The organism is Burkholderia sp. AU33803, from assembly GCF_002223095.1.
Lineage (GTDB): Bacteria > Pseudomonadota > Gammaproteobacteria > Burkholderiales > Burkholderiaceae > Burkholderia.
On record NZ_NKFJ01000006.1, the window covers coordinates 727864 to 749446 of the forward strand.

General features: G+C 68.4%; 14 protein-coding genes. 13 read left to right on the plus strand and 1 reads right to left on the minus strand.

Annotated features, from left to right (window positions below):
- Nucleotides 1–95 precede the first annotated feature (95 nt).
- A complete protein-coding gene (locus CFB41_RS20545; RefSeq protein WP_089457709.1) occupies nucleotides 96–1589 on the minus strand; it encodes an aldehyde dehydrogenase in 1494 nt (497 codons plus the stop codon).
- Between the two features lie 447 nt (nucleotides 1590–2036).
- Between CFB41_RS20545 and peaA the strand changes: the two genes are divergently transcribed.
- The 13 genes from peaA (at nucleotide 2037) to CFB41_RS20610 (ending at nucleotide 21551) form a co-directional block, all read left to right on the plus strand.
- Nucleotides 2037–3650, plus strand: a complete 1614-nt coding sequence (peaA, locus tag CFB41_RS20550) for a quinohemoprotein amine dehydrogenase subunit alpha (protein ID WP_179250115.1) — start codon at nucleotides 2037–2039, stop codon at nucleotides 3648–3650.
- Nucleotides 3651–3721: 71 nt separating this feature from the next.
- Nucleotides 3722–5152 carry a quinohemoprotein amine dehydrogenase maturation protein gene (gene peaB, locus CFB41_RS20555; RefSeq protein WP_089457710.1) on the plus strand — a complete coding sequence of 477 codons (1431 nt, stop codon included), beginning with the start codon at nucleotides 3722–3724 and terminating at the stop codon, nucleotides 5150–5152.
- Between the two features lies 1 nt (nucleotide 5153).
- Nucleotides 5154–5477: a quinohemoprotein amine dehydrogenase subunit gamma gene (gene qhpC / locus CFB41_RS20560; protein ID WP_014900223.1), complete on the plus strand. Its 324-nt coding sequence runs from the start codon at nucleotides 5154–5156 to the stop codon at nucleotides 5475–5477.
- Between the two features lie 28 nt (nucleotides 5478–5505).
- Nucleotides 5506–6624, plus strand: a complete 1119-nt coding sequence (gene peaD / locus CFB41_RS20565; RefSeq protein ID WP_089457711.1) for a quinohemoprotein amine dehydrogenase subunit beta — start codon at nucleotides 5506–5508, stop codon at nucleotides 6622–6624.
- A gap of 45 nt (nucleotides 6625–6669) precedes the next feature.
- A complete protein-coding gene (locus tag CFB41_RS20570) occupies nucleotides 6670–8388 on the plus strand; it encodes an AMP-binding protein (RefSeq protein ID WP_089457712.1) in 1719 nt (572 codons plus the stop codon).
- A gap of 486 nt (nucleotides 8389–8874) precedes the next feature.
- Nucleotides 8875–11106 carry a TonB-dependent siderophore receptor gene (locus CFB41_RS20575; RefSeq protein ID WP_089457713.1) on the plus strand — a complete coding sequence of 744 codons (2232 nt, stop codon included), beginning with the start codon at nucleotides 8875–8877 and terminating at the stop codon, nucleotides 11104–11106.
- Nucleotides 11107–11165: 59 nt separating this feature from the next.
- Nucleotides 11166–11798, plus strand: coding sequence for a nicotinamide riboside transporter PnuC (gene pnuC, locus CFB41_RS20580; protein WP_089443130.1), 633 nt, complete (start codon nucleotides 11166–11168; stop codon nucleotides 11796–11798).
- Nucleotides 11799–11839: 41 nt separating this feature from the next.
- Complete coding sequence (locus CFB41_RS20585; RefSeq protein WP_089457714.1) at nucleotides 11840–13030, plus strand: phosphotransferase enzyme family protein; 1191 nt, start codon at nucleotides 11840–11842, stop codon at nucleotides 13028–13030.
- Between the two features lie 243 nt (nucleotides 13031–13273).
- On the plus strand, nucleotides 13274–14602 hold the full coding sequence (locus CFB41_RS20590) for a TolC family protein (RefSeq protein WP_089443128.1): 1329 nt from the start codon (nucleotides 13274–13276) through the stop codon (nucleotides 14600–14602).
- Between the two features lie 34 nt (nucleotides 14603–14636).
- Nucleotides 14637–16103: an efflux RND transporter periplasmic adaptor subunit gene (locus CFB41_RS20595; RefSeq protein WP_089443127.1), complete on the plus strand. Its 1467-nt coding sequence runs from the start codon at nucleotides 14637–14639 to the stop codon at nucleotides 16101–16103.
- 125 nt (nucleotides 16104–16228) lie between these two features.
- The gene (locus tag CFB41_RS20600) at nucleotides 16229–19441 is read left to right on the plus strand and encodes an efflux RND transporter permease subunit (RefSeq protein ID WP_089457715.1); all 3213 of its coding nucleotides are present in this window, start codon (nucleotides 16229–16231) and stop codon (nucleotides 19439–19441) included.
- The gene (gene irlR, locus CFB41_RS20605) at nucleotides 19441–20124 is read left to right on the plus strand and encodes a heavy metal response regulator transcription factor IrlR (RefSeq protein WP_039349341.1); all 684 of its coding nucleotides are present in this window, start codon (nucleotides 19441–19443) and stop codon (nucleotides 20122–20124) included. Before CFB41_RS20600 ends, irlR begins: the two co-directional genes overlap by 1 nt.
- Nucleotides 20121–21551 (plus strand): heavy metal sensor histidine kinase, encoded by a 1431-nt coding sequence (locus CFB41_RS20610; protein ID WP_089457716.1) that lies wholly within the window; start codon nucleotides 20121–20123, stop codon nucleotides 21549–21551. The genes irlR and CFB41_RS20610 overlap by 4 nt, the downstream gene beginning before the upstream one ends.
- Nucleotides 21552–21583 lie beyond the last annotated feature (32 nt).

A 21583-nucleotide genomic window follows, 5' to 3' on the forward strand; every position in this document is an offset into this window, starting at 1 on the left:
TGGGGGAAAGGCGCGGCGGAATGCGGGCACGGGCGGACCGGCACGCCGCGCGACCGTGTCGCGCGGCGCGGGTGTCGCTCAGCGCGGCGACGCGATCACACGTTCATCAGCACCGATTTCAACTCGGTGTAATGCTCGATCGCGGCCGCGCCCATTTCGCGGCCAAAGCCCGACATCCGGTAGCCGCCGAACGGCAGCGCCGGATCGAGCGCGCTGTGGCAATTGACCCAGACCGAGCCCGAGCGGATCTTCGGGATCATCCGGTGCGCGGCCGACAGGTTGTTGGTCCAGATGCTTGCGCCGAGGCCGTAGCGCGTGTCGTTCGCGAGGCGGATCGCATCGTCGATCGTGTCGAACGGCATCGCGACCAGCACCGGCCCGAAGATTTCCTCCTGCACGAGCGGCCCTTTCTGGTCGACGTCGACGAGCACGGTCGGTTTCACGAAGAAGCCGGGGCCGTACGCTTCGCCGCCGCACGCGAGCTGCGCGCCCAATTCGCGGCCGCGCTCGATGTAACCGGCCACGCGCTGTTGCTGCTTTGCCGAAATCAGCGGGCCCATGTCGACCGACGGGTCGAGCGCGTTGCCGAGCTTCATGTTGCTCGCGATGCCCGCGATGTCGCCGACCACACGATCGAAGTGCTTGCGCTGCACGTACAGGCGCGAGCCCGCGCAACATACCTGGCCGTGGTTGAAGAAGATCGCGGTGGCCGCGCCCGCGGCCGCGACGGCCGGGTCCGCATCGTCGAACACGATCGTCGGCGACTTGCCGCCGAGTTCGAGCGTCACGCGCGTCATCGATTCCATCGCGGCCTTGCCGATCAGCTTGCCGACTTCGGTCGAGCCCGTGAACGTCAGCTTGTCGACGTCGGGGTGGTGCGCGAGCGCGGCGCCCGCTTCCACGCCGGTGCCGGTGACGACGTTGAACACGCCGGCCGGATAACCGGCTTCCTGCACGAGTTCCGCGAGCCGCAGTGCGGTGAGCGGCGTTTCGTCGGCGGGTTTCAGCACCATCGTGCAGCCCGTTGCAAGCGCCGGGCCGAGCTTCCAGCACGCGAGCAGCAGCGGGAAATTCCACGCGACGATCGCGCCGACCACGCCGACGGCCTCGCGCCGGATGAAACCGTGGAACTGGCTGTCGGGCATCAGCGGCATCGACACGTCGACGGTCGCACCTTCGATCTTGGTCGCCCAGCCGGCCATGTAGCGCAGGAAGTCGATCGACAGCTGCACGTCCATCGCGCGCGCGATCTGCGCGCTCTTGCCGTTGTTCATGCATTCGAGTTCGGCAAGTTGCTGTGCGTCGCGTTCGAGCAGATCCGCGAGACGCCACAGCAGGTTCTGCCGTTCGCGCGGCCGCATGCGGCTCCATGCGGAATCGTCGAACGCGTGGCGGGCGGCGCGAACCGCGCGGTCGACGTCGGCCGCGCCAGAGGCCGGCACGCGGCACAGCTCGTCGCCGGTCGCGGGGTTGTGGACGGCCAGGGTGGCGCCGCTTTCGGCGGCGCGCCACGTCTCGCCGATCAGCATCGACGGCGTACGTGCGATGAACGACTGGGTTTGCGGAAGTAACGACAACGTTGCCTGCATGGAAGCTCCTCGCTCATCGGGGTTCGGGTGTCGAGGCGAAAAGCAGCTTCCATACCAACGTCGACGCGGCCGCCTGCGTGCGCGCCGCGCCCGCCATGCGGCGCGGGGCGCGCGGCGTGACGGCCCGCGATCGCGCACACGTTCGGCGTCGCGCCGCGTTGGCCGAGTGGCGTCTCAATTTGAGAATCCGGATGCAACGTGAGACGCGACATGCGGCACGCATGCTGCCGGCCGTCATGGCCGCACCGCCGCAAAGGCGCGCGAATGCCGGTTTGGCGCGCCGGTTTGAATCGGGATTTTCCCGAGCGTTCGGCGGTAAAAGCGCGTGTTTTCCTTGTGGCAAACCCGACGTCGGCAATTGGCACGGCCTGTGCTTGAAGAGCATGAGACAAGCGCCGCAGCGCTGCAGGCCGGACGATTCGAGACCCCACGTAAAGGAGCAGAGCCTTGTTCAAGACTTTCATTCGACGCAGCCGGCGGCCCCGTGCGGCCGCGGCCGTCGTGGCCGCCGGTGCGCTCGCACTGGCCTCGGGCGCCGTGCCGGCGCAGACCCAGGCCCAGGCACCACGCGACGCTCACGCGATCCTCAGCCAGACTTGCGCGGCGTGTCACGCGGCCGAGTCGAAGGATTCGTGGAGCCGCATCAGCCATCAGCGCAAGACGCCGGAAGGCTGGCTGATGACGATCGCGCGGATGCAGACGATGCACGGCCTCACGATCAGCGACGACGAACGGCGCATTCTGGTGAAGTACCTGTCGGATACGCAGGGGCTTGCGCCGTCGGAGTCGAAGGATTTCCGGTACGCGCCCGAGCGCCGCCTGAACACGCAGGAGACCGTCGGCAACGAGGAATTCAAGCAGATGTGCGCGCGTTGCCACTCGGCCGCGCGCCCGCTGCTGCAGCGCCGCCCGGTCGCCGAATGGGACAAGCTCGTGAACTTCCATCTCGGGCAGTGGCCGTCGATCGAGTATTCGGCGATGGGCCGCGACCGCGACTGGCTGAAGATCGCGCTCACCGACATCGCGCCGATGCTTGCGAAGGACTACCCGTACGACAGCAACGCATGGACCGCGTGGAAGCAGCACCATCCGCCCGCGACCGCGCTGGCCGGCACGTGGAGCTTCGGCGGCCACATGCCGGGCAAGGGCGATGCGTACGGCACGATGACGGTGAAGGGTGGCGCGGGCGACCGCTTCGACGTCGAGCTGAAGGGCCGCTTCGCGGACGGCAGCCCGCTCGTCGGCACCGGCACCGCGACGCTTTACACCGGCTACGAATGGCGCGCGAGCGTGAAGATCGGCGACACGACCATGCGCCAGGTGCTGATGGCGAGCGACGGTACGTTGCGCGGCCGGATGTTCGACGATGCCCATGACGAACGCGGCCTCGACTTCAACGCGGCGAAGCTCGGCAACGCGCAGATCGTGGCGGTGCAGCCGGCTTACGTGAAGGCAGGCGAGGAGACCGACGTGACGATCGTCGGCGCGAACCTGCGGGGCACGCCCGCGTTCGGCACGGGCGTGACGGTTGCATCGGTGCTCGAGCGCACGCCGCAGTACGTGCGGGTGCGCGTGAAGGCCGCCGACGGCAGCGCGGCCGGCGCGCGCCGGGTGAGCGTCGGCGCCGCGCATGCGGACGGCTTCGCGGTCTATCGCGAGATCCACGACGTGAAGGTCGAACCCGACTACGCGGTTGCGCGCATCGGCGGCAACGGCGGCTCGACGCCGAAGGTCGAAGGGCGTTTCGACGCGGTGGCCTGGGGTGTCGACGGCGCGGGCAAGCCGTTCCGCATCGGCGTCGTGCCCGCGCAATGGTCGGTCACCCCGTTCGACGATCAGTCGAAGGGCGATCGCGACACGCAGTTCGCCGGCACGATGCAGGCGTCGACCGGCATCTTCACGCCGGGTAACGCGGGCCCGAACCCCGCGCGCCGGATGGGCACCAACAACACGGGCAACCTGAACGTCGTCGCGACGGTGACGGACGGGGCACGCACGGTGACGGGCACCGGGCACATGATCGTCGGCGTGCAGCGCTGGAACAACCCGCCGCTGCCCTGAACGGTCCGCATGTCCGCGCGCCGGGCCGCAACGCGGCCCGGTCCGAATCCGACGAACGCAAGGAGAATCCGATGAGCGCCCTGTTGAACGTGGTTGAACGCAACGTGCACGAAGTGCGCGTCGACGACGAGCGCCTGATGTTTCATGTGCCGAGCAGCTCGCTGTTCGCGGCCGATCGTGTGACGGCCGACATCATCGACGCGCTGCGTGCGAGCAGCTGTACGGCCGACGAGCTGTTCGCGCGGCTGGCCGGCCGCTCGCCGCACGGCGAACTCGCCGAGACGCTTGGCGAGCTGATGGCCCTCGAGGTCGTCAGCGACGGCTCGCCGCTCACGCCAGAGATTGCGGTGAAGCGCGTCGAGCGCACCGCGATCGACACGGTCGTGCTGAACGTGAACACCGGCTGCAACCTGAGCTGCACGTATTGTTACAAGGAAGACCTCGACACGCCGTCCGCCGGGCGGCGGATGGACATCGACACCGCGAAGGCGTCGGTCGAGATGCTGCTGAAGGAATCGCCCGACCTGCCGCGCTACACGGTCGTGTTCTTCGGCGGCGAGCCGCTCAGCAACCGCAAGCTGATCGAATGCATGGTCGAGTATTGCGAACTGCGCTTCGGCGCGCTCGGCAAGCAGGTCGAGTTCGTGATGACGACCAACGCGACGCTGCTGACCGAGGAGATCATCGACTGGCTCGATGCGCATCGCTTCGGGCTGTCGGTCAGCATCGACGGGCCGCGTTCGATCCACGACCTGAACCGCCGCACGGTCGGCGGCGCGGGCACCTACGACGTCGTGCGCCGCAAGGTCGAGATGCTGCTCAAGCGCTACCGTAGCCGCCCGGTCGGCGCGCGCGTGACGCTGACGAGCGGCGTGACCGACATCGAAGGCATCTGGGATCACCTGTTCAACGAGCTCGGCTTCGCGGAAGTCGGCTTCGCGCCGGTCACGTCGGGACAGCTCGAAACGTTCAACCTGCAGACCGATGAACTCGCGCAGGTGTTCGCGAACATGAAGGCGCTCGGCCGGCGCTACCTGGCCGCCGCGCTCGAGAACCGCAACATCGGCTTCTCGAACCTGCACCAGCTGATCACCGATCTGCACGAAGGGCACAAGAAGTCGCTGCCGTGCGGCGCCGGGCTCAAGATGCTCGCGGTCGATCACAAGGGCGATCTGAACCTGTGCCACCGCTTCACCGGCTCGGCGCTGCCGACTTTTGGCAACGTGCATGAGGGCGTCGCGCAGGCGGAGCTCAACGACTTCCTGTCGCAACGCCTCGAGCGCAGCGGCACCGGCTGCGAAACGTGCCGGATCCGCAACCTGTGCTCGGGCGGCTGCTATCACGAGAGCTACGCGCGTTACGGCGACCCCGCGCATCCGACCTACCACTACTGCGAGCTGATGCGCGACTGGATCGATTTCGGCATCGAGGTCTACAGCCGGATCATCGCCGGCAACCCGGCGTTCATCGACAACCACATCACTCCGCGCAAGGCGAACTGACATGAAACATCTGAAGCCGCTCAACAACAAGGCGAAAAAGCTCGAGGAGGCCGTGCAGCAGGATCGCCTCGAGGAAGTCGTCGCGATGACGTCCGTCGCGGGCTGCACGTCGACGACCGACCCCGGCTGGGAAACGGACGTGTTCGGCGGGGTCGCGTCGCTGTGCCAGCCGATGGAGGCCGACCTCTACGGTTGCTCCGACCCGTGCTGGTGGCCCGCGCAGGTGCCCGACATGATGAGCACCTATCCCGACTGGAACAAGCACGCGACCGATTCGGGCGCGGACTGGCGCCAGCTCGGCAGCGTGTTCCCCAAAGACAAGTGATCCACCCGGCACCGATCAAGGATTCTCCATGCGATTCACGACACCCCTGAGCCGCGCGCTCCTCGCCGCCGCGCTTGCCTCGGCCGCGTCGCTGTCGGCCGCCGCCGACGGCCCGCTGCAGGCCGGCCACGAGTACCTCGCCGTCACGAACTATCCGAACAACCTGACGGTGATCGACACGGCCACCGACAGCGTCGTCAAGACCTGCTCGCTGCCCGACGCGTTCGGCCCCGGCACGATCCAGATCAGCCCGGACCGTACGCGCGCATACGTGCTGAACAACCATTACGGCGACCTGTACGGTGTCGATCTCGATTCGTGCCGGACCGTGTTCCATGCGGAGCTCGCGGAAGCGGGCAACGAGCGGGCGCGCGCGATGTTCTCGGTCGGATTGAGCCCCGACGGCAAGGAGATCTACAGCGTCGTCAACCCGACGAAGCTGAACCGCGACAGCTATGAAGTACAGTCGCCGCGCCTGCAGGTGTACCGCACCGATGGCGGACTCGACGCGAAGCCGGTGCGCACCTTCGCCGCACCGCGCCAGACGACGATGCTGCAGGCCGCCGACGACGGATCGTTGTTCATCGTCGGCGCGGACATCTACCGGATGAACGCGCAGACCGGCAAGTACGACGTCGCGGTGCCGCTGCGCAACTGGAAGCAGCCGCTGCACGGCCAGCCCGACGTGCTGTACGTGTGGCCGCAGCAGCGTCCGCAGCATACGTTGAACCTGCTCTATACGGCCGACCGCTTCAAGGACGAGAAGAAGGACCCGGCCTCCGCGCAGACGATGTACGGCTATGTCGACATCGATCTGAAGACGGGCAACGCGACGGTCAAGGATTTCACGCCGGTGACCGAGGTGTATTTCACGGGCGGGCTGTCGCCGAAGGATCCGAACGCGATGTATGGCGTGCTGAACCGGCTCGCGAAGTACGACGTGAAGAACGAGAAGCTGGTCGAGGCCGCGCCGCTCGATCATTCGTATTACTGCCTGTCGTTCAATCGAGAGGGCAGCAAGCTCTACCTCGCGGGCACCTTCAACACGGTTGCCGTGTACGACGCCGATACGCTGAAGAAGCTGAAGGACATTCGCGTGCCGGGCGGCGACATGGCGATCACGACCGCGCAGATGTTTACACGATGATGCACGCGCCGGCCCGCGGGCCGGCGCCGCCGATCAGGAGACACCATGACCACCGCCATCGCCACCGGCGTGCCGCTCGACGGCGTGTCGATCGTGCGGGGCCGCACCGACGTGCCGCTGTCGGATGCGACCGTCGCCGCGCTGCTGCACGACACCGCGTCGTGCTTTCCGGCGCGGCCGGCCGTCGTGTTCCGCGAGCAGGGCATTCGCTGGGACTGGCACACGTTCGCGCACGAGATCGACGTACTCGCGGCCGGCCTCGTCGCGCTCGGGATCGAGCCGGGTGACCGCGTCGGCATCTGGTCGCCGAATCGCGTCGAATGGCTGCTCACCCAGTTTGCGACCGCGCGCATCGGCGCGATCCTCGTCAACATCAACCCGGCCTACCGGCTCGCGGAACTCGACTACGCGCTGAACAAGGCAGGCTGCCGCGCGCTGATCGCGGCCGAGCAGTTCAAGTCGTCGAAGTACCTGGAGATGTTGCAGGCGCTCGCGCCGGAACTCGCGCACTGCGCGCCGGGCGAACTGCATGCGGCGCGGCTGCCGGCACTGCGCATCGTGATCCGGATGGGTGACGGCCGCACGCCGGGCATGCTGCGCTATCCGGACGTCGTCGCGCGCGGCCGCGACACGCTCGATGTCGCGCGGCTCGATGCGATCGGCGCAACGCTCTCGGCCAACGAGCCGATCAACATCCAGTTCACGAGCGGCACGACCGGCAGCCCGAAGGGCGCGACGCTCACGCACCGCAACGTCGTCAACAACGCGCGCTTCATCGCGATGGCGATGCGGTTCAGCGAGCATGACACGCTGTGCATCCCGGTGCCGCTGTATCACTGCTTCGGGATGGTGCTGGCCGTGCTCGCCTGCGTGTCGACGGGTGCGGCGATGGTGTTCCCCGGCGAGGCGTTCGACCCGGTCGCGACGCTCGCGGCGGTGGCCGACGAGCGCTGCACCGCGCTGCACGGCGTGCCGACGATGTTCATCGCCGAGCTCGATCACCCCGAGTTCGCGAAATTCGACCTGTCGACGCTGCGCACCGGGATCATGGCCGGCTCGCCGTGCCCGATCGAGACGATGAAGCGCGTCGTGTCGCAGATGCACCTGTCGGAGATCACGATCGCGTACGGGATGACGGAGACGAGCCCCGTGTCGTTCCAGAGCTCGACCGACGATCCGCTCGAGAAGCGCACGACGACGGTCGGGCGCATCCAGCCGCACCTGGAAGTGAAGATCGTCGATCCGGGCGGCGCCATCGTGCCGGTCGGCACGACGGGCGAGCTGTGCACGAAGGGCTATTCGGTGATGCTCGGCTACTGGGACGACGAAGAAAAAACGCAGGAGACGATCGTCGACGGCTGGATGCATACGGGCGACCTCGCGACGCTCGATGCGGACGGCTACTGCAACATCGTCGGCCGGCTGAAGGACATGGTGATTCGCGGCGGCGAAAACATCTATCCGCGCGAGATCGAGGAATTCCTGTTCCGCCATCCGAAGATTCAGAGCGTGCAGGTGTTCGGCGTGCCGGACGCGAAGTACGGCGAGGAGCTGTGCGCGTGGATCGTGCTGCGCGCGGACGAGCAGATGACGGAGGACGACGTGCGTGCGTTCTGCAACGGGCAGATCGCGCACTACAAGATTCCGCGCTACATCCGCTTCGTCGACGAGCTGCCGATGACGGTGACCGGCAAGGTGCAGAAGTTCGTGATGCGCCAGCAGATGATCGACGCATGGGGGCTGAAAGCCGCCGATACCGCGTAGTACCGGACGGGCGGCCGCCGTGCCGCCCGCGACACTTGCGACAACCACCCGCCGGGCGGCTTTCCCAGCTGCCCTGTCCGCCCGGGGTAAAATGCGCGCCACGCCGCGATGTCGCGCGCGACGGACATCCACCGCCCCGACGAACGGTGCACGCAAATGTCCGGCGCCCGCACCGGGGCGTTCGAAGCGTCCCCCCGCATGAAAAGACCGGGCGAGGCAGCCGGCCGCCCGACAGGCACCCGATCCACGGATCGGCGGCTGCGTCGGCGCCCGGCGCGTTGCCGGCCTCCGATGCCCATCCTGCGCTTTCCCGATCGAACGGCCCGCATGCGGCCGGATCGTCCGATTCGTCGGATGAATGTCGCGCCGGCTTGCCCACGATGTCCGGCGGTTCGCCGGGGGCCATCGCGGGCTCATGTGCGGGCACGCTTCGCAGCTTCGTAACGGGTTTCGACAGGTCGAGTGGCGAGTTTTCCATCCAGAACAATGACGGTGAATAGAACAACAGCGTCGCGCGCACGGCGGCGGCGCGCGAAAGTCGGGCTTGGCGTCGGTCTCGGCATCACGCTTTTCGCGGCCCAGGCCGCCGCGGCGCAGGGCGATACGCCGGCGACGGACGCCAACGTAGCCGGCAGCGCGACGCTGCCGACGATCACGGTGAGCGGCGAGCGCGGCAATGCGCTGCGCGTACGCAACGCATCGGTCGCGGGGCTCGACGACACGCCGCTGCGCGACACGCCGGCGTCGGTGAGCGTCGTCACGCGCGAGCAGCTCGACGACCAGCAGGCAAAGCGGTTGAGCGACGTCGTGCGCAACGACGCGTCGGTCGTCAACGACTATGCGCCAGTCGGCTACTTCGAAGGCTTCGCGATCCGCGGCTTCCCGGTCGATCTCGCGAGCGCGATCCGGATCGACGGGCTGACGGTGTCCGGCGAGCAGAACGTGCCGCTCGAGAACAAGGAGCGCGTCGAGATCCTGAAGGGGCTCGCCGGTATCGACAGCGGTGTCGTCGCGCCGGGCGGCGTGATCAACTTCGTGACGAAGCGCTCGGCGAACGTCGCGAGCGTGACGGGCGGCGTCGACAGCCGCGGCTCGACGTCGGCGGCCGTCGATCTCGGCCGACGCTTCGGCCCCGACAATCAGTTCGGCTTCCGGATCAATGCCGCGAAGGAGAACATGCACTCGTACATCGACGGCACGAACGGACGGCGCACGTTCGGCTCGATCGCCGCCGACTGGGACATCAGCCCGCGCGCGAGCCTGCAGCTCAACGCCGAATTCCAGCAGTGGATCCAGCGTTCCGCACCCGGCTATCAGTTGCTCGGGGGCACCGTCGTGCCGTCGGTCAAGACGACGTCGAAGGCGCTCGGCACGCAGCCGTGGGCGAAACCGGTGACGACCGACGCGCTGAACCTGAACGCGCGCTTCGACTACCAGTTCAACGACGACTGGAAAGCCTACATCGCCGCCGGCCGCAGCCGCACGATGATCGACGACAACAGCGCGTTCGCGTACGGCTGCTCATATGCCGCGAGCTGCACGGCCGGCGCGACGTCGCCGTTCTTCTTCGGCGCGAACGGCGACTACGACGTCTACGACTTCCGCAGCCCCGGCGAATATCGTCGCAACGACGACCTGCGTGCGGTCACGACCGGCAAGTTCGCGACCGGCCCGCTGCGGCACGAGCTGACGCTCGGCGTGAGCGTGCAGCGCCGCGTCGTGAGCATGGCCGACGCCGTGTACGACTACGTGGGCAGCGAGAACATCTACGGGCCCGACACGGCGTTCTCGCCGTCGCCGAATTCGCCCGGCCCGTCGTATCCTCGCCTCGATGCGTGGCAGTACGGCGTGTTCGGGCTCGATCGCATCAGCATCGGCGAACACTGGCAGGTGCTCGCGGGCGGCAAGGAAGTGCTGCTGCGCCAGCGCAGCTGGAGCAGCCTCGACGGCGACGCGACGCATACCGACCGCTCGGTGTTCCTGCCGCAAGTGGCGCTCGTCTACAAGCCGGTGAACGTGCTGTCGCTGTACGCGTCGTACAGCAAGGCGCTGTCGCTCGGCGACCAGGCGCCCGTGCGCGCGACCAACGCGTATGCGTTCCTGCCGCCGGTCGAATCGCACCAGTTCGAGGTCGGCGCAAAATACGACTGGCTCGACCGACTGAGCCTCACGGCCGCAGTATTCTCGATCAGCAAGCCGTTCCAGTTCGCCGACCCGGACGCATCGGGCACGAGTTACACGTTCGTGCAGCGCGGCACGCAGCGGCACCAGGGAATCGAGCTCGGCGCGGCCGGGCGCGTGACCGAGCGCCTGGGGCTGACGGCCAGCGTCGCGGCGATCCGTGCGCGTGCGTACGATTCCGGGTCGCCGGCGTACGAAGGGCACCAGATCATCAACGTGCCGGCGCTGCGCGCGTCGCTGTACGCGGACTACGCGGTGCCGGGCGTCGCGGGGCTGAACGTGCTGGGCGGCGTCGAATACAGCGCGGCCCGCAACGCGAACGAGGAGGGCACCGCACGCGTGCCGTCGTGGTTCGTGTTCAATCTCGGCGCACGCTATACGACGAAGATCGGCGGCCATCGCACGGTGTTGCGCGTGTCGGTGGACAACCTGTTCAACAAGTTCTACTGGCGCGACGCGGGCGAGCAGCAGGGCGATGCGTACCTGTTCCGGGGTGCGCCGCGCACCGCGCGCGTGTCGTTGACCTATGATTTCTGATCGACCGGAACCGGCCGCGTGATGCGCGGCCCCGGTAGCCAACCTGGAGAGCACAGACGATGTCCCCACTCGAAATCGCCGGCGTGATCGTCAGCGCGCTCGCGATCTGGCTGACCGCGAAGCGGCGCATGCTGTGCTGGCCGGTCGGGCTCGTGTCGGTCGCGCTGTACGGCTGGATCTTCTTCGACGCGAAGCTGTATTCGGACATGCTGCTGCAGGGCGCGTTCGCGGTGCTGCAGGTGTACGGCTGGCAACGCTGGCTCGCGCAGCGTGCGAGCGAAGCCAATGGCAGTGCGGCACCCGCGGGCGACGTCGCACCCGTCACGGGCGTGCGGCCGCTGCAGATGTTGCCCGACCTGATCGCGGCCGTCGTCGGTAGCGCGCTGCTCGGCGGCGTGATGGCGCGCTGGACCGATGCGGCGCTGCCGTTCGTCGATGCATCGCTGACCGCGTTCAGCCTCGTCGCGCAATACTGGACCGCGCGGCGCTACATCGCGTCGTGGGGGCTGTGGATCGTCGTGAACGTCGTGTACGTCGGGATGTTCGTGTTCAAGGAACTGTATCTGACGGCCGGACTCTATGCGCTGTTCATCGGGCTGGCCGTCGTCGGCTGGCGCGACTGGAGCCGCACGGCCGCGGCGCTGCGCGCGGCGGCGGGCGGTGCGCTGGCAACCGGCGGTGGCGCGCGCTGATCCGCGTGCCGATCTGAATTCACCACGGAGCAACGTCGTTCATGTCATTCCCCCTCGAGCCGGACGGATCCCTGTCGCGTGACGTCGCGCCGCCGCAATTCGGCGTCGACGGCGAGCAGGCCGAACGCGACTGGCCGCTGATGACGCACGACGAGGTGGCGGCGGTGCTCGCCCGGATCGACGGCGCCGGGGAGCCGGCGCGGCTCACGTGGCACAGCCCGCGGCAGTTCGCGGCGGCCGTCCTGGTGCAGATGACGGACGGGCGCGGGCTGTTCGTCAAGCGTCATCACGTGAGCCTGCGCGATGTGGAAGGGCTCGAGGAAGAGCATCGCTTCATCGCGCATCTGCGCGAGCGCGGGATGCCGGTGGTCGACATTCTTGCCGATCGCGACGGCGCGACCGCATTCGCCTCCGGCGACTGGACCTACGAGGTGCACGTACGGGCGCCCGGCGTCGACCCGTATCGCGGCGTGATGTCGTGGCAGCCGTTCACGCATGCTTCGCACGCGTACGCGGCCGGCCGTGCGCTGGCCGAGCTGCATCGCGCGTCGGCCGGCTACGATGCGCCGGCGCGGCCCGTGCGGACGCTGCTGTCGAGCTTTCGCGTGCTGTCGTCCGCCGATCTGGCGGGCGCGCTCGAACGCTGGGTCGACGCGCAGCCGCTGCTCGTGCGCGCGCTCGGTGCGCGTGACTGGCGCGGCGACGTGGCCGACGCGATCGGCCCGTATCATGCGCGCCTCGTGCCTTTGCTGCCTGCGCTGCCGCCGCTGTGGACGCACGGCGACTGGCATGCGTCGAACCTCCTGTGGACCGAGGCAGGGCCCGGCGCGCAAGTGCGGGCCGTGCTGGATTTCGGGCTGTCGGATCGTACCTGTGCGGTGATGGACCTCGCGCTCGCGATCGAGCGCAATACGGTCGACTGGATGGCGCCGGCCGATGCGCGGCGCGTCGAGTACGCGCAGATCGATGCGCTGCTCGACGGGTACGAATCGCTCGAACCGCTGGGCGACGAAGCCTATGCGGCGCTGGTCGCGCTGCTGCCGATCGTGCATACGGAGTTCGCGCTGTCGGAAGTCGCTTATTTCGGCTGCATCATCGATGCGCCGGCCATCGTCGACATCGCATACGACGGTTACCTGATCGGGCATGCTCGCTGGTTCGGCGAGCGCGACGGGCGGCAATTGCTTGACTGGCTTGGGCAGCGGCGGCGCGCCAAGCGAGGGGCTGCCTGATTCGCAGGCGGAGAATCGCCGTGCACGTGTGCCGATTCTCCGTATCACCGTCATCCTCCGTGCGGCCGTCGCGCCGTACGTTCATCAAATCCTCCTGATCGCCGAAGCGGGGCATGACTCTCGCAGGGCGCCGCACGCGCGCACGCGGCCGCCCCCAACATGACGGAAATATCATCTTCGCCTCATGTTCGCACTGCGGCCGGACCGTAGCATCGGTCGCGAACCGTTACCGCAGAACCGAACATGCTCAAGCTCAACCTCGCCGTGGCCATCGTCTTCGCGATGGCCGCGACGGCTCATGCGCAGCCGTCGCTGTCGCCGGGGCCGGCCCCGTCTGCCTCCGGCAGCGTCGCGCCGATCAGCGTACCGCCCCCCGATGCTCTCCCTCCCAACTCATTGACGCTTGCCGACGCGCTATCGGTCGCGGCGCGGAACAACCCGGCGCTGCGCGGCGCGCGCGCGGACGTCGATGCGTCGGCCGGTGCACTGATGCAGGCCGGCGCGCGTCCCAATCCCGAAGTGTCGTTCCTGCAGGAAGGGTTCCGCCGCGCGGAACGCACGTCGACCGCGCTGATCAACCAGACGATCGAACTCGGCGGCAAGCGCAGCGCGCGGCTCGATGTCGCGTCGTACGGCAGGGAAGCGGCCAATGCATCGCTCGACGAGCAGGGCGCCGTCGTGCGCGCCGACGTGATCGCCGCGTTCTACGGGCTGCTCGCCGCGCAGCGCCAGCTTCAGGTGACCGAGGAATCGGCCGCGATCGCCGCGCGCTCTGCGGACCTCGCGAGCCGCCGGGCACAGGCGGGCAAGGTGTCGCCGGTCGAGGCGACCAAGGCGCACGTGGCGGCCGCCGGCGTGCAGATCGAAGTGGTGACGGCGCGCGGCCGTGTCGAGGTCGCGCGCGAAAAGCTGAACGCGGTGATGGGCGAAGCACGCGACGGCCGGCTTGCGGTGCAGGGCGACCTCGAAGTCGTGCCGCCGGTCGAGCAACTGTCCGCGCTGACCGCGCAGCTCGATGACGCTCCGCTGGCGCGGATCGCACGCGCCGAGATGCTGCGCTCGAACGCGGCCGTGTCGCTCGAACGGGCGCGGCGCATACCGGACGTCACGATCAGCGCGGGCGTGAAGCGCGTGACCACGGGCGGCGTGCCGGACAACCAGGCGGTCGTCGGCGTGTCGATCCCGATTCCGCTGTTCAACACGAACAAGGGCGCGCTGCTCGAGGCGACGCACAAGGCCGAGCGCGCGAATGCCGATCTCGATCGCGAACGCACGCGCCTGCGGCTGGACCTCACGCAGGCGTACGCGAATTTCGAAGCCGCCGCGCAGGAAGCGCAGCGGCTGAAGGCCGACATCCTGCCGGCCGCGCGCCTTGCACTCGATGCGATGTCGCGCGGCTACGAGCTCGGGAAGTTCAGCTTCCTCGACGTGCTCGACGCGCAGCGCACGCTGTTCCAGGGCCAGTCGCAATACGTGCGCGCACTCGCCGATGCCCATACGGCTCGCGCCGACATCGGCCGGCTGGTCGGAACGCCGCTCGCGCCGTTCGCACCGGCACCGGTCGCGCAATAGCGCAACGGACGCCTCTTTCACCTGAAGGATCACCATGTCACGCAACAGAATCCTGATCATCGCGGCGGTCGTGCTCGGCAGTGCCGGGATCGTCATCGGCGCACTCGGCGTTACCCGCAACGGCGGCGGCAACGGCGCGGCCGCGGCCGTTGCCGCTTCATCTACCGAAGCCACCGGCGAGCGCGGCGGTGTCGTGCTCACGCGCGGCAAGCTGTCCGTCGAAATCGTGATGACGGAAAAGCCCGGCGATGCGCGCCTCATCGTCTATCCGTTCGTCGACGGCAAGCCGGCCGACAAGGGCGTCACCGTGTCCGGCACGCTGGTCCGCTACGACCGCACGCACGAGCCGTTGCGTTTCGACGCGGCCGGCCAGAAGTTCGTGTCCGCGCAGTCGATCGGCAAGCCGCACGTGTTCGACGCGACGATCGACGTGAAGGCGGGCAATGAATCGGCATCGTTCCCGTTCGCGCGCGCCGACGGCGCGATCGCGTTGACCGACGCGCAGCTCGCGACCTCGAAGATCGCGCTCGCGAAGGCCGGCCCCGCGCAGATCGCGACGCCGTTCCAGTTGCCGGGCGAGATCAAGTTCAACGAGGATCGCACCGCGCACGTGGTGCCGCGCGTGGCCGGCATCGTCGAGCAGGTCTCGGTGTCGCTCGGGCAGAACGTGGCGAAGGGGCAGGTGCTGGCCGTGATCGCGAGCACCGATCTCGCCGACCGGCGCAGCGAGCTGCTGACGGCCGAGCGCCGGCTGTCGGGCGCCCGCGCGACCTACGAGCGCGAACGCACGCTGTGGAAGGAGCGCATCTCGGCCGAGCAGGACTACCAGCAGGCGCAGGTGCAGTTGCGTGAAGCCGAGATTGCCGTGCAGAACGCGCGTCAGAAGCTCGCCGCGCTGAACGCGCCGGTCGGCGCGGGCGCGCTGAACCGCTACGAACTGCGCGCGCCGTTCGCGGGCACGATCGTCGAGAAGCACGCGACGCCCGGCGAAGCGATTGCCGCCGATGCCAGCATGTTCGTGATCTCCGATCTCTCGACGGTATGGGCCGAGATGGCCGTGCCGGCGCAGCGGCTGAACGACGTGCGGGTCGGCCGCGATGCGACGGTCATCGCAACCGCGTTCGAATCGCGCTCGAGCGGCCCGATCGCGTACGTGGGGTCGCTGCTCGGCGAACAGACGCGCACCGCGCCGGCGCGCGTCGTGCTGCCGAACCCGGACGGCGTGTGGCGGCCCGGGATGTTCGTGAACGTGTCGGTCGACGCGGGCAAACAGGACGTGCCGCTCGCGGTCGCGAGCGACGCGCTGCAGGACGTCGACGGCGCACCGTCCGTCTTCGTCCGCTCGTCGAAGGGTTTCGTCGCGCAGGCCGTCGAAACGGGCCGGCGCGACGAACGCGCGACCGAAGTGTTGAAGGGGCTCAAGCCGGGCCAGGAATACGCGGCGTCGAACAGCTTCGTGCTGAAGGCCGAACTCGGCAAGGGGAGCGCGGAACATGAATGAGCGCTACATGTGTGCCATTGCACGCCTCGCGGCCCGATATGCGGCCCGCTTTCCGGCCCGCCGTGTAACTGGCCGGGCGGCTCGTCCGTCGAGGGTGACCGTGCCCCGTTTCAAGGAAACCCGCCATGTTTGAGCGCCTGATCCGCTTTGCGATTGCGCACCGCTGGCTCGTGATGCTGGCGATCGCGGCCGTGGCCGCGCTGGGCGTGTTCAGCTACCAGAAGCTGCCGATCGACGCGGTGCCCGACATCACCAACGTGCAGGTCCAGATCAACACGGCCGCGCCCGGCTATTCGCCGCTGGAGGCCGAGCAGCGCATCACCTATCCGGTCGAGACCGTGATGGCCGGCTTGCCAGGCCTCGAGCAGACGCGCTCGATCTCGCGCTACGGGCTGTCGCAGGTTACGGTGATCTTCAAGGACGGCACCGACATCTACTTCGCGCGGCAGCTCGTCAACGAGCGCATCCAGGAAGCGAAAGACAAGCTGCCGGCCGGCATCGCGCCCGCCATGGGGCCGACCTCGACGGGCCTCGGCGAAATTTACCTGTGGACCGTCGAAGCCGACGCCAACGCGCGCAAGCCCGACGGCACGCGCTATACGGCGGCCGACCTGCGCGAGCTGCAGGACTGGGTCATCCGGCCGCAGCTGCGCAACGTGCGCGGCGTGACCGAGGTCAACTCGATCGGCGGCTACGTGAAGGAATACCGTGTCGCGCCGAACCCGGCGAAGCTGATGTCGTACGGGCTGACGCTCGCCGACGTCGTGCGCGCGCTGGAGCGCAACAACGACAATGTCGGCGCCGGCTACATCGAGAAGCGCGGCGAGCAGTATCTGGTGCGCGTGCCGGGCCAGGCGCGCACCGTCGACGACATCGCCAGCATCGTGCTGACCAACGTCGGCGGCGTGCCGGTGCGGATGAAGGACGTCGGGCTGGTCGACATCGGCCGCGAGCTGCGCACCGGTGCGGCGACGTCGAACGGCGAGGAGGTCGTGCTCGGCACGGTCTTCATGCTGATGGGCGAGAACAGCCGCACGGTCGCGAAGGCCGTCGCCGCGAAGATGGAGGACGTGAACCGCACGCTGCCGTCGGGCGTGAAGGCGATCCCCGTGTACGACCGCACGGTGCTCGTCGAGAAGGCCGTCGCGACGGTGAAGAAGAACCTGCTCGAAGGCGCAATCCTCGTGATCGCCGTGCTGTTCCTGTTCCTCGGCAACATGCGCGCGGCGCTGATCACGGCGCTCGTGATCCCGCTGTCGATGCTGATGACCTTCACCGGCATGGTGAACGCGAAGGTGAGCGCGAACCTGATGAGCCTCGGCGCGCTCGACTTCGGGATCATCGTCGACGGCGCGGTGGTGATCGTCGAGAACTGCGTGAGGCGGCTCGCGCACGCGCAGGCCGCTGCCGGCCGGCCGCTGACACGCGACGAGCGCTTCGCGGAAGTGTTCGGCGCGTCGCAGGAAGCGCGTCGCGCGCTGATCTTCGGGCAACTGATCATCATGGTCGTGTACCTGCCGATCTTTGCGCTCACAGGTGTCGAAGGCAAGATGTTCCACCCGATGGCCATTACCGTCGTGATGGCGCTCGCGGCAGCGATGGTGCTGACCGTCACGTTCATTCCGGCGGCCGTCGCGCTGTTCATCGGCGAGCGTGTCGAGGAGAAGGAGAACCGACTGATGGGCTGGGCGCGGCGCGCGTACGAGCCGGCGCTCGCCGCATTCATGACGCGCCCGGCGCGCGTGATGGTCGGCGCGGCCGTGATCGTGCTGGCCACGCTCGCGCTGGCCACGCGGCTCGGCAGCGAGTTCATCCCGAGCCTCAACGAAGGCGACCTGGCCGTGGCCGCGTTGCGGATTCCCGGCACGAGCCTGTCGCAGTCGGTCGAGATGCAGAAGTCGATCGAGAAGACGCTGAAGGCGCGCTTCCCCGAGATCGAGCGCGTGTTCGCGCGCACCGGCACGGCCGAGATCGCGGCCGACCCGATGCCGCCGAACCTGTCGGACGGCTACATCATGCTGAAGCCGGCCGACCAGTGGCCCGACCCGAAGAAGCCGCGCGACCAGCTCGTGCGCGAGATCGAGGAAGCGCTCGCCGAGCTGCCGGGCAACGCGTACGAGTTCTCCCAGCCGATCCAGCTGCGTTTCAACGAACTGATCTCGGGCGTGCGCAGCGACGTCGCCGTGAAGATCTTCGGCGACGACATGGCCGTGCTGAACCAGACCGGCGAGCAGATCGCGGCCGCGCTGCAGAAAGTGCCGGGCGCGTCGGAGGTGAAGGTCGAACAGACCACCGGCCTGCCCGTGCTGACCGTCAACCTCGATCGCGACAAGCTCGCGCGCTACGGCGTGAGCGTGGCCGACCTGCAGGACTCGGTGGCCGCGGCCGTCGGCGGGCAGAAGGCCGGCACGCTGTTCCAGGGCGACCGCCGCTTCGACATCGTCGTGCGGCTGCCCGACGAGCTGCGCTCGGACATCGAGGCGATCAAGCGGCTGCCGATCGCGCTGCCCGCACCGGCGGCCGGCGCCAGCGCACCGCTCGCGGCGGCGCCGTACGTGCCGCTCGCGGAACTGGCGACGATCGACGTCGCGCCGGGCCCGAACCAGATCAGCCGCGAGGACGGCAAGCGGCGCGTGGTCGTCAGCGCGAACGTGCGCGGGCGCGACGTCGGTTCGTTCGTCGCCGACGCGCGCGAGCAACTGCAGCAGGACGTGCGCGTGCCGGCCGGCTACTGGGTGTCGTGGGGCGGTCAATTCGAGCAGCTGCAGAGCGCGAGCGAGCGCCTGAAGCTGGTCGTGCCGCTCGCGCTGTTCATGGTGTTCGTGCTGCTGTTCGTGATGTTCAACAACGTGAAGGACGGGCTGCTGGTGTTCACCGGCATTCCGTTCGCGCTGAGCGGCGGCGTCGTATCGCTGTGGCTGCGCGGGATTCCGCTGTCGATCACGGCGGCGGTCGGCTTCATCGCGCTGTCCGGCGTCGCGGTGCTCAACGGGCTCGTGATGATCTCGTTCATCCGCAACCTGCGCGACGAAGGGATGCCGCTCGAGGCCGCCGTGCGCGAGGGCGCGCTCACGCGGCTGCGGCCGGTGCTGATGACCGCGCTCGTCGCGTCGCTGGGTTTCCTGCCGATGGCGTTCGCGACCGGCACCGGCGCCGAGGTGCAGCGCCCGCTCGCGACGGTCGTGATCGGCGGTATCCTGTCGTCCACGGCGCTGACGCTGCTGGTGCTGCCGGTGCTGTACCGTGTCAGCCATGCGGTGTCGTGGCGCGCGGCGTTGCGCGGCGGCTTCGGCTCGGGCGTGCTGCGCCGGCTGGGTTTCTTCAAGGGTAATGCGTGATGCGAATTCTGATTGTCGAAGATGAACCGAAGACGGGCGCGTACCTGCGCAAGGGGCTGACCGAGGCCGGCTATGTCGTCGACTGGGTCGAGGACGGCATCACGGGCCAGCACCAGGCCGAGACCGAGGAGTACGACCTGCTCGTGCTCGACGTGATGCTGCCCGGCCAGGACGGCTGGACGCTGCTGCAGAACTTGCGGCGCAGCAAGTCGACGCCCGTGCTGTTCCTCACCGCGCGCGACGATGTCGGCGATCGCGTGAAGGGCCTCGAGCTCGGCGCCGACGACTATCTCGCGAAGCCGTTCGACTTCGTCGAGCTGACCGCGCGCATCAAGTCGATCCTGCGGCGCGGCCAGCCACGCGATTCGAACACGCTGCGCGTGGCCGACCTCGAACTCGACCTGACTCGCCGCAAGGCCACCCGGCAGGGCGACACGATCCTGCTGACCGCGAAGGAGTTCGCGCTGCTGTGGCTGCTGATGCGCCGCGAGGGCGAGATCCTGCCGCGCGCGACGATCGCGTCGCAGGTGTGGGACATGAATTTCAACAGCGACACGAACGTCGTCGATTCGGCGATCCGGCGCCTGCGCTCGAAGATCGACGACGCATACGACCCGAAACTGATCCATACGGTGCGCGGCATGGGCTACGTGCTCGAGGCGCGCGGCGGCAGCGCGGCATGATCGCGCGCCTGCTGCCGCGCACGCTGCGCGGACGCCTGACCGCGCTGATCATCCTGTCGACGTCGGTGATCCTCGCGTCGAGCGGCGTCGCGCTGTACGAGGCGCTGAGCAATCGCGTCGAAACCGCGGCGGCCGAGCAGATGGCCGGCATTTCCGCCGCGCTGGGCGCGCATCTGGCCGAAGCGCGCTCGACCGCCGACGTCGCGCGCAACACCGACATCTGGATCGACCAGCTGCATGGTCATCCGAACATGGATCTCGCGATCTTCGACGCCACGGGCGCGCGCCTGGTCGGCACGCCCGGCTTCCGCCTCGTTGCGCCGCTGATGTCGCTGAATGCCGGGCGCGTGCCGGTCGGCGTCGCGCCGCCGGGCTCACGGCAGCAGTATCTGGTGACGAATGTGCCGCTTGCAGGCACGGGCACGGGTGCGCCCGTGGTGCGCGTCGTGGTGCAGTACGACCGCAGCGCCGACGTGCTGCTGCTGCGCACGCACGCTTATACGATCGTCGTGATCGAGGTGTTCGGCGTGGTGCTCGCGGCCGTGATCGCCTACGGCATCGCCGCGCTCGGGCTGAGCCCGCTGCGGCGGTTCGCGGCGCGCGCCGAACAGATGTCGACGAGCCGGCTCGCCCATCCGCTGCCGGCGCTCGATACGGCCGGCGAGCTGAAGGAGCTCGAGCACGCGTTCAACGGCATGCTCGAGCGGTTGAACGAGTCGTTCACGCGGCTGAGCCAGTTCTCGTCGAACCTCGCGCACGACATGCGCACGCCGCTCACAAACCTGCAGGCGGCCGCGCAGGTCGTGCTGTCGCAGCCGCGCAGCGCGGACGAATACCGCAACGTGATCGAGTCGAGCATCGACGAATACCAGCGGTTGTCGCGGATGATCGAGGACATGCTGTTCCTGGCGCGTTCGGAACAGGCCGGCACGTCGATCAGCGTGCGGCGCCTGGATGCGTCGGAAGAGGCAGGGCGCGTCGCGGGCTATTACGAGCCGCTGGCGGAGGATGCCGGCGTGACGGTGAAGGTCGACGGCCATGCGTGGGTCGACGCGGATCTGACGTTGTACCAGCGCGCGCTGAGCAACCTGCTGTCGAATGCGCTGGCCTACGCGCCGCGCGGCAGCATCGTGACGATCGATTGCGTGGAGCAGGGCGGGGTGACGACGATCGCCGTGTCGGATGCGGGGCCCGGCATCGAGGCCCAGCATGTCGGAAGGATCTTCGAGCGCTTCTATCGCGTCGATCCGTCCCGGCACAATTCGGCGCAAGGGACGGGGCTGGGGCTCGCGATCGTCCGGTCGATCATGGACAACCACGGCGGCGAATGCGGCGTCGACAGCGACCCGGGCCGGCGCACGACGTTCTGGCTGCGCTTTCCGCGCCGGCCGGCCGAGCTGAAACGGCCGGCGGCCCTCCCTACCTGACACCGCCGGCGGGCGTGCCCGCGCGTTCGCCA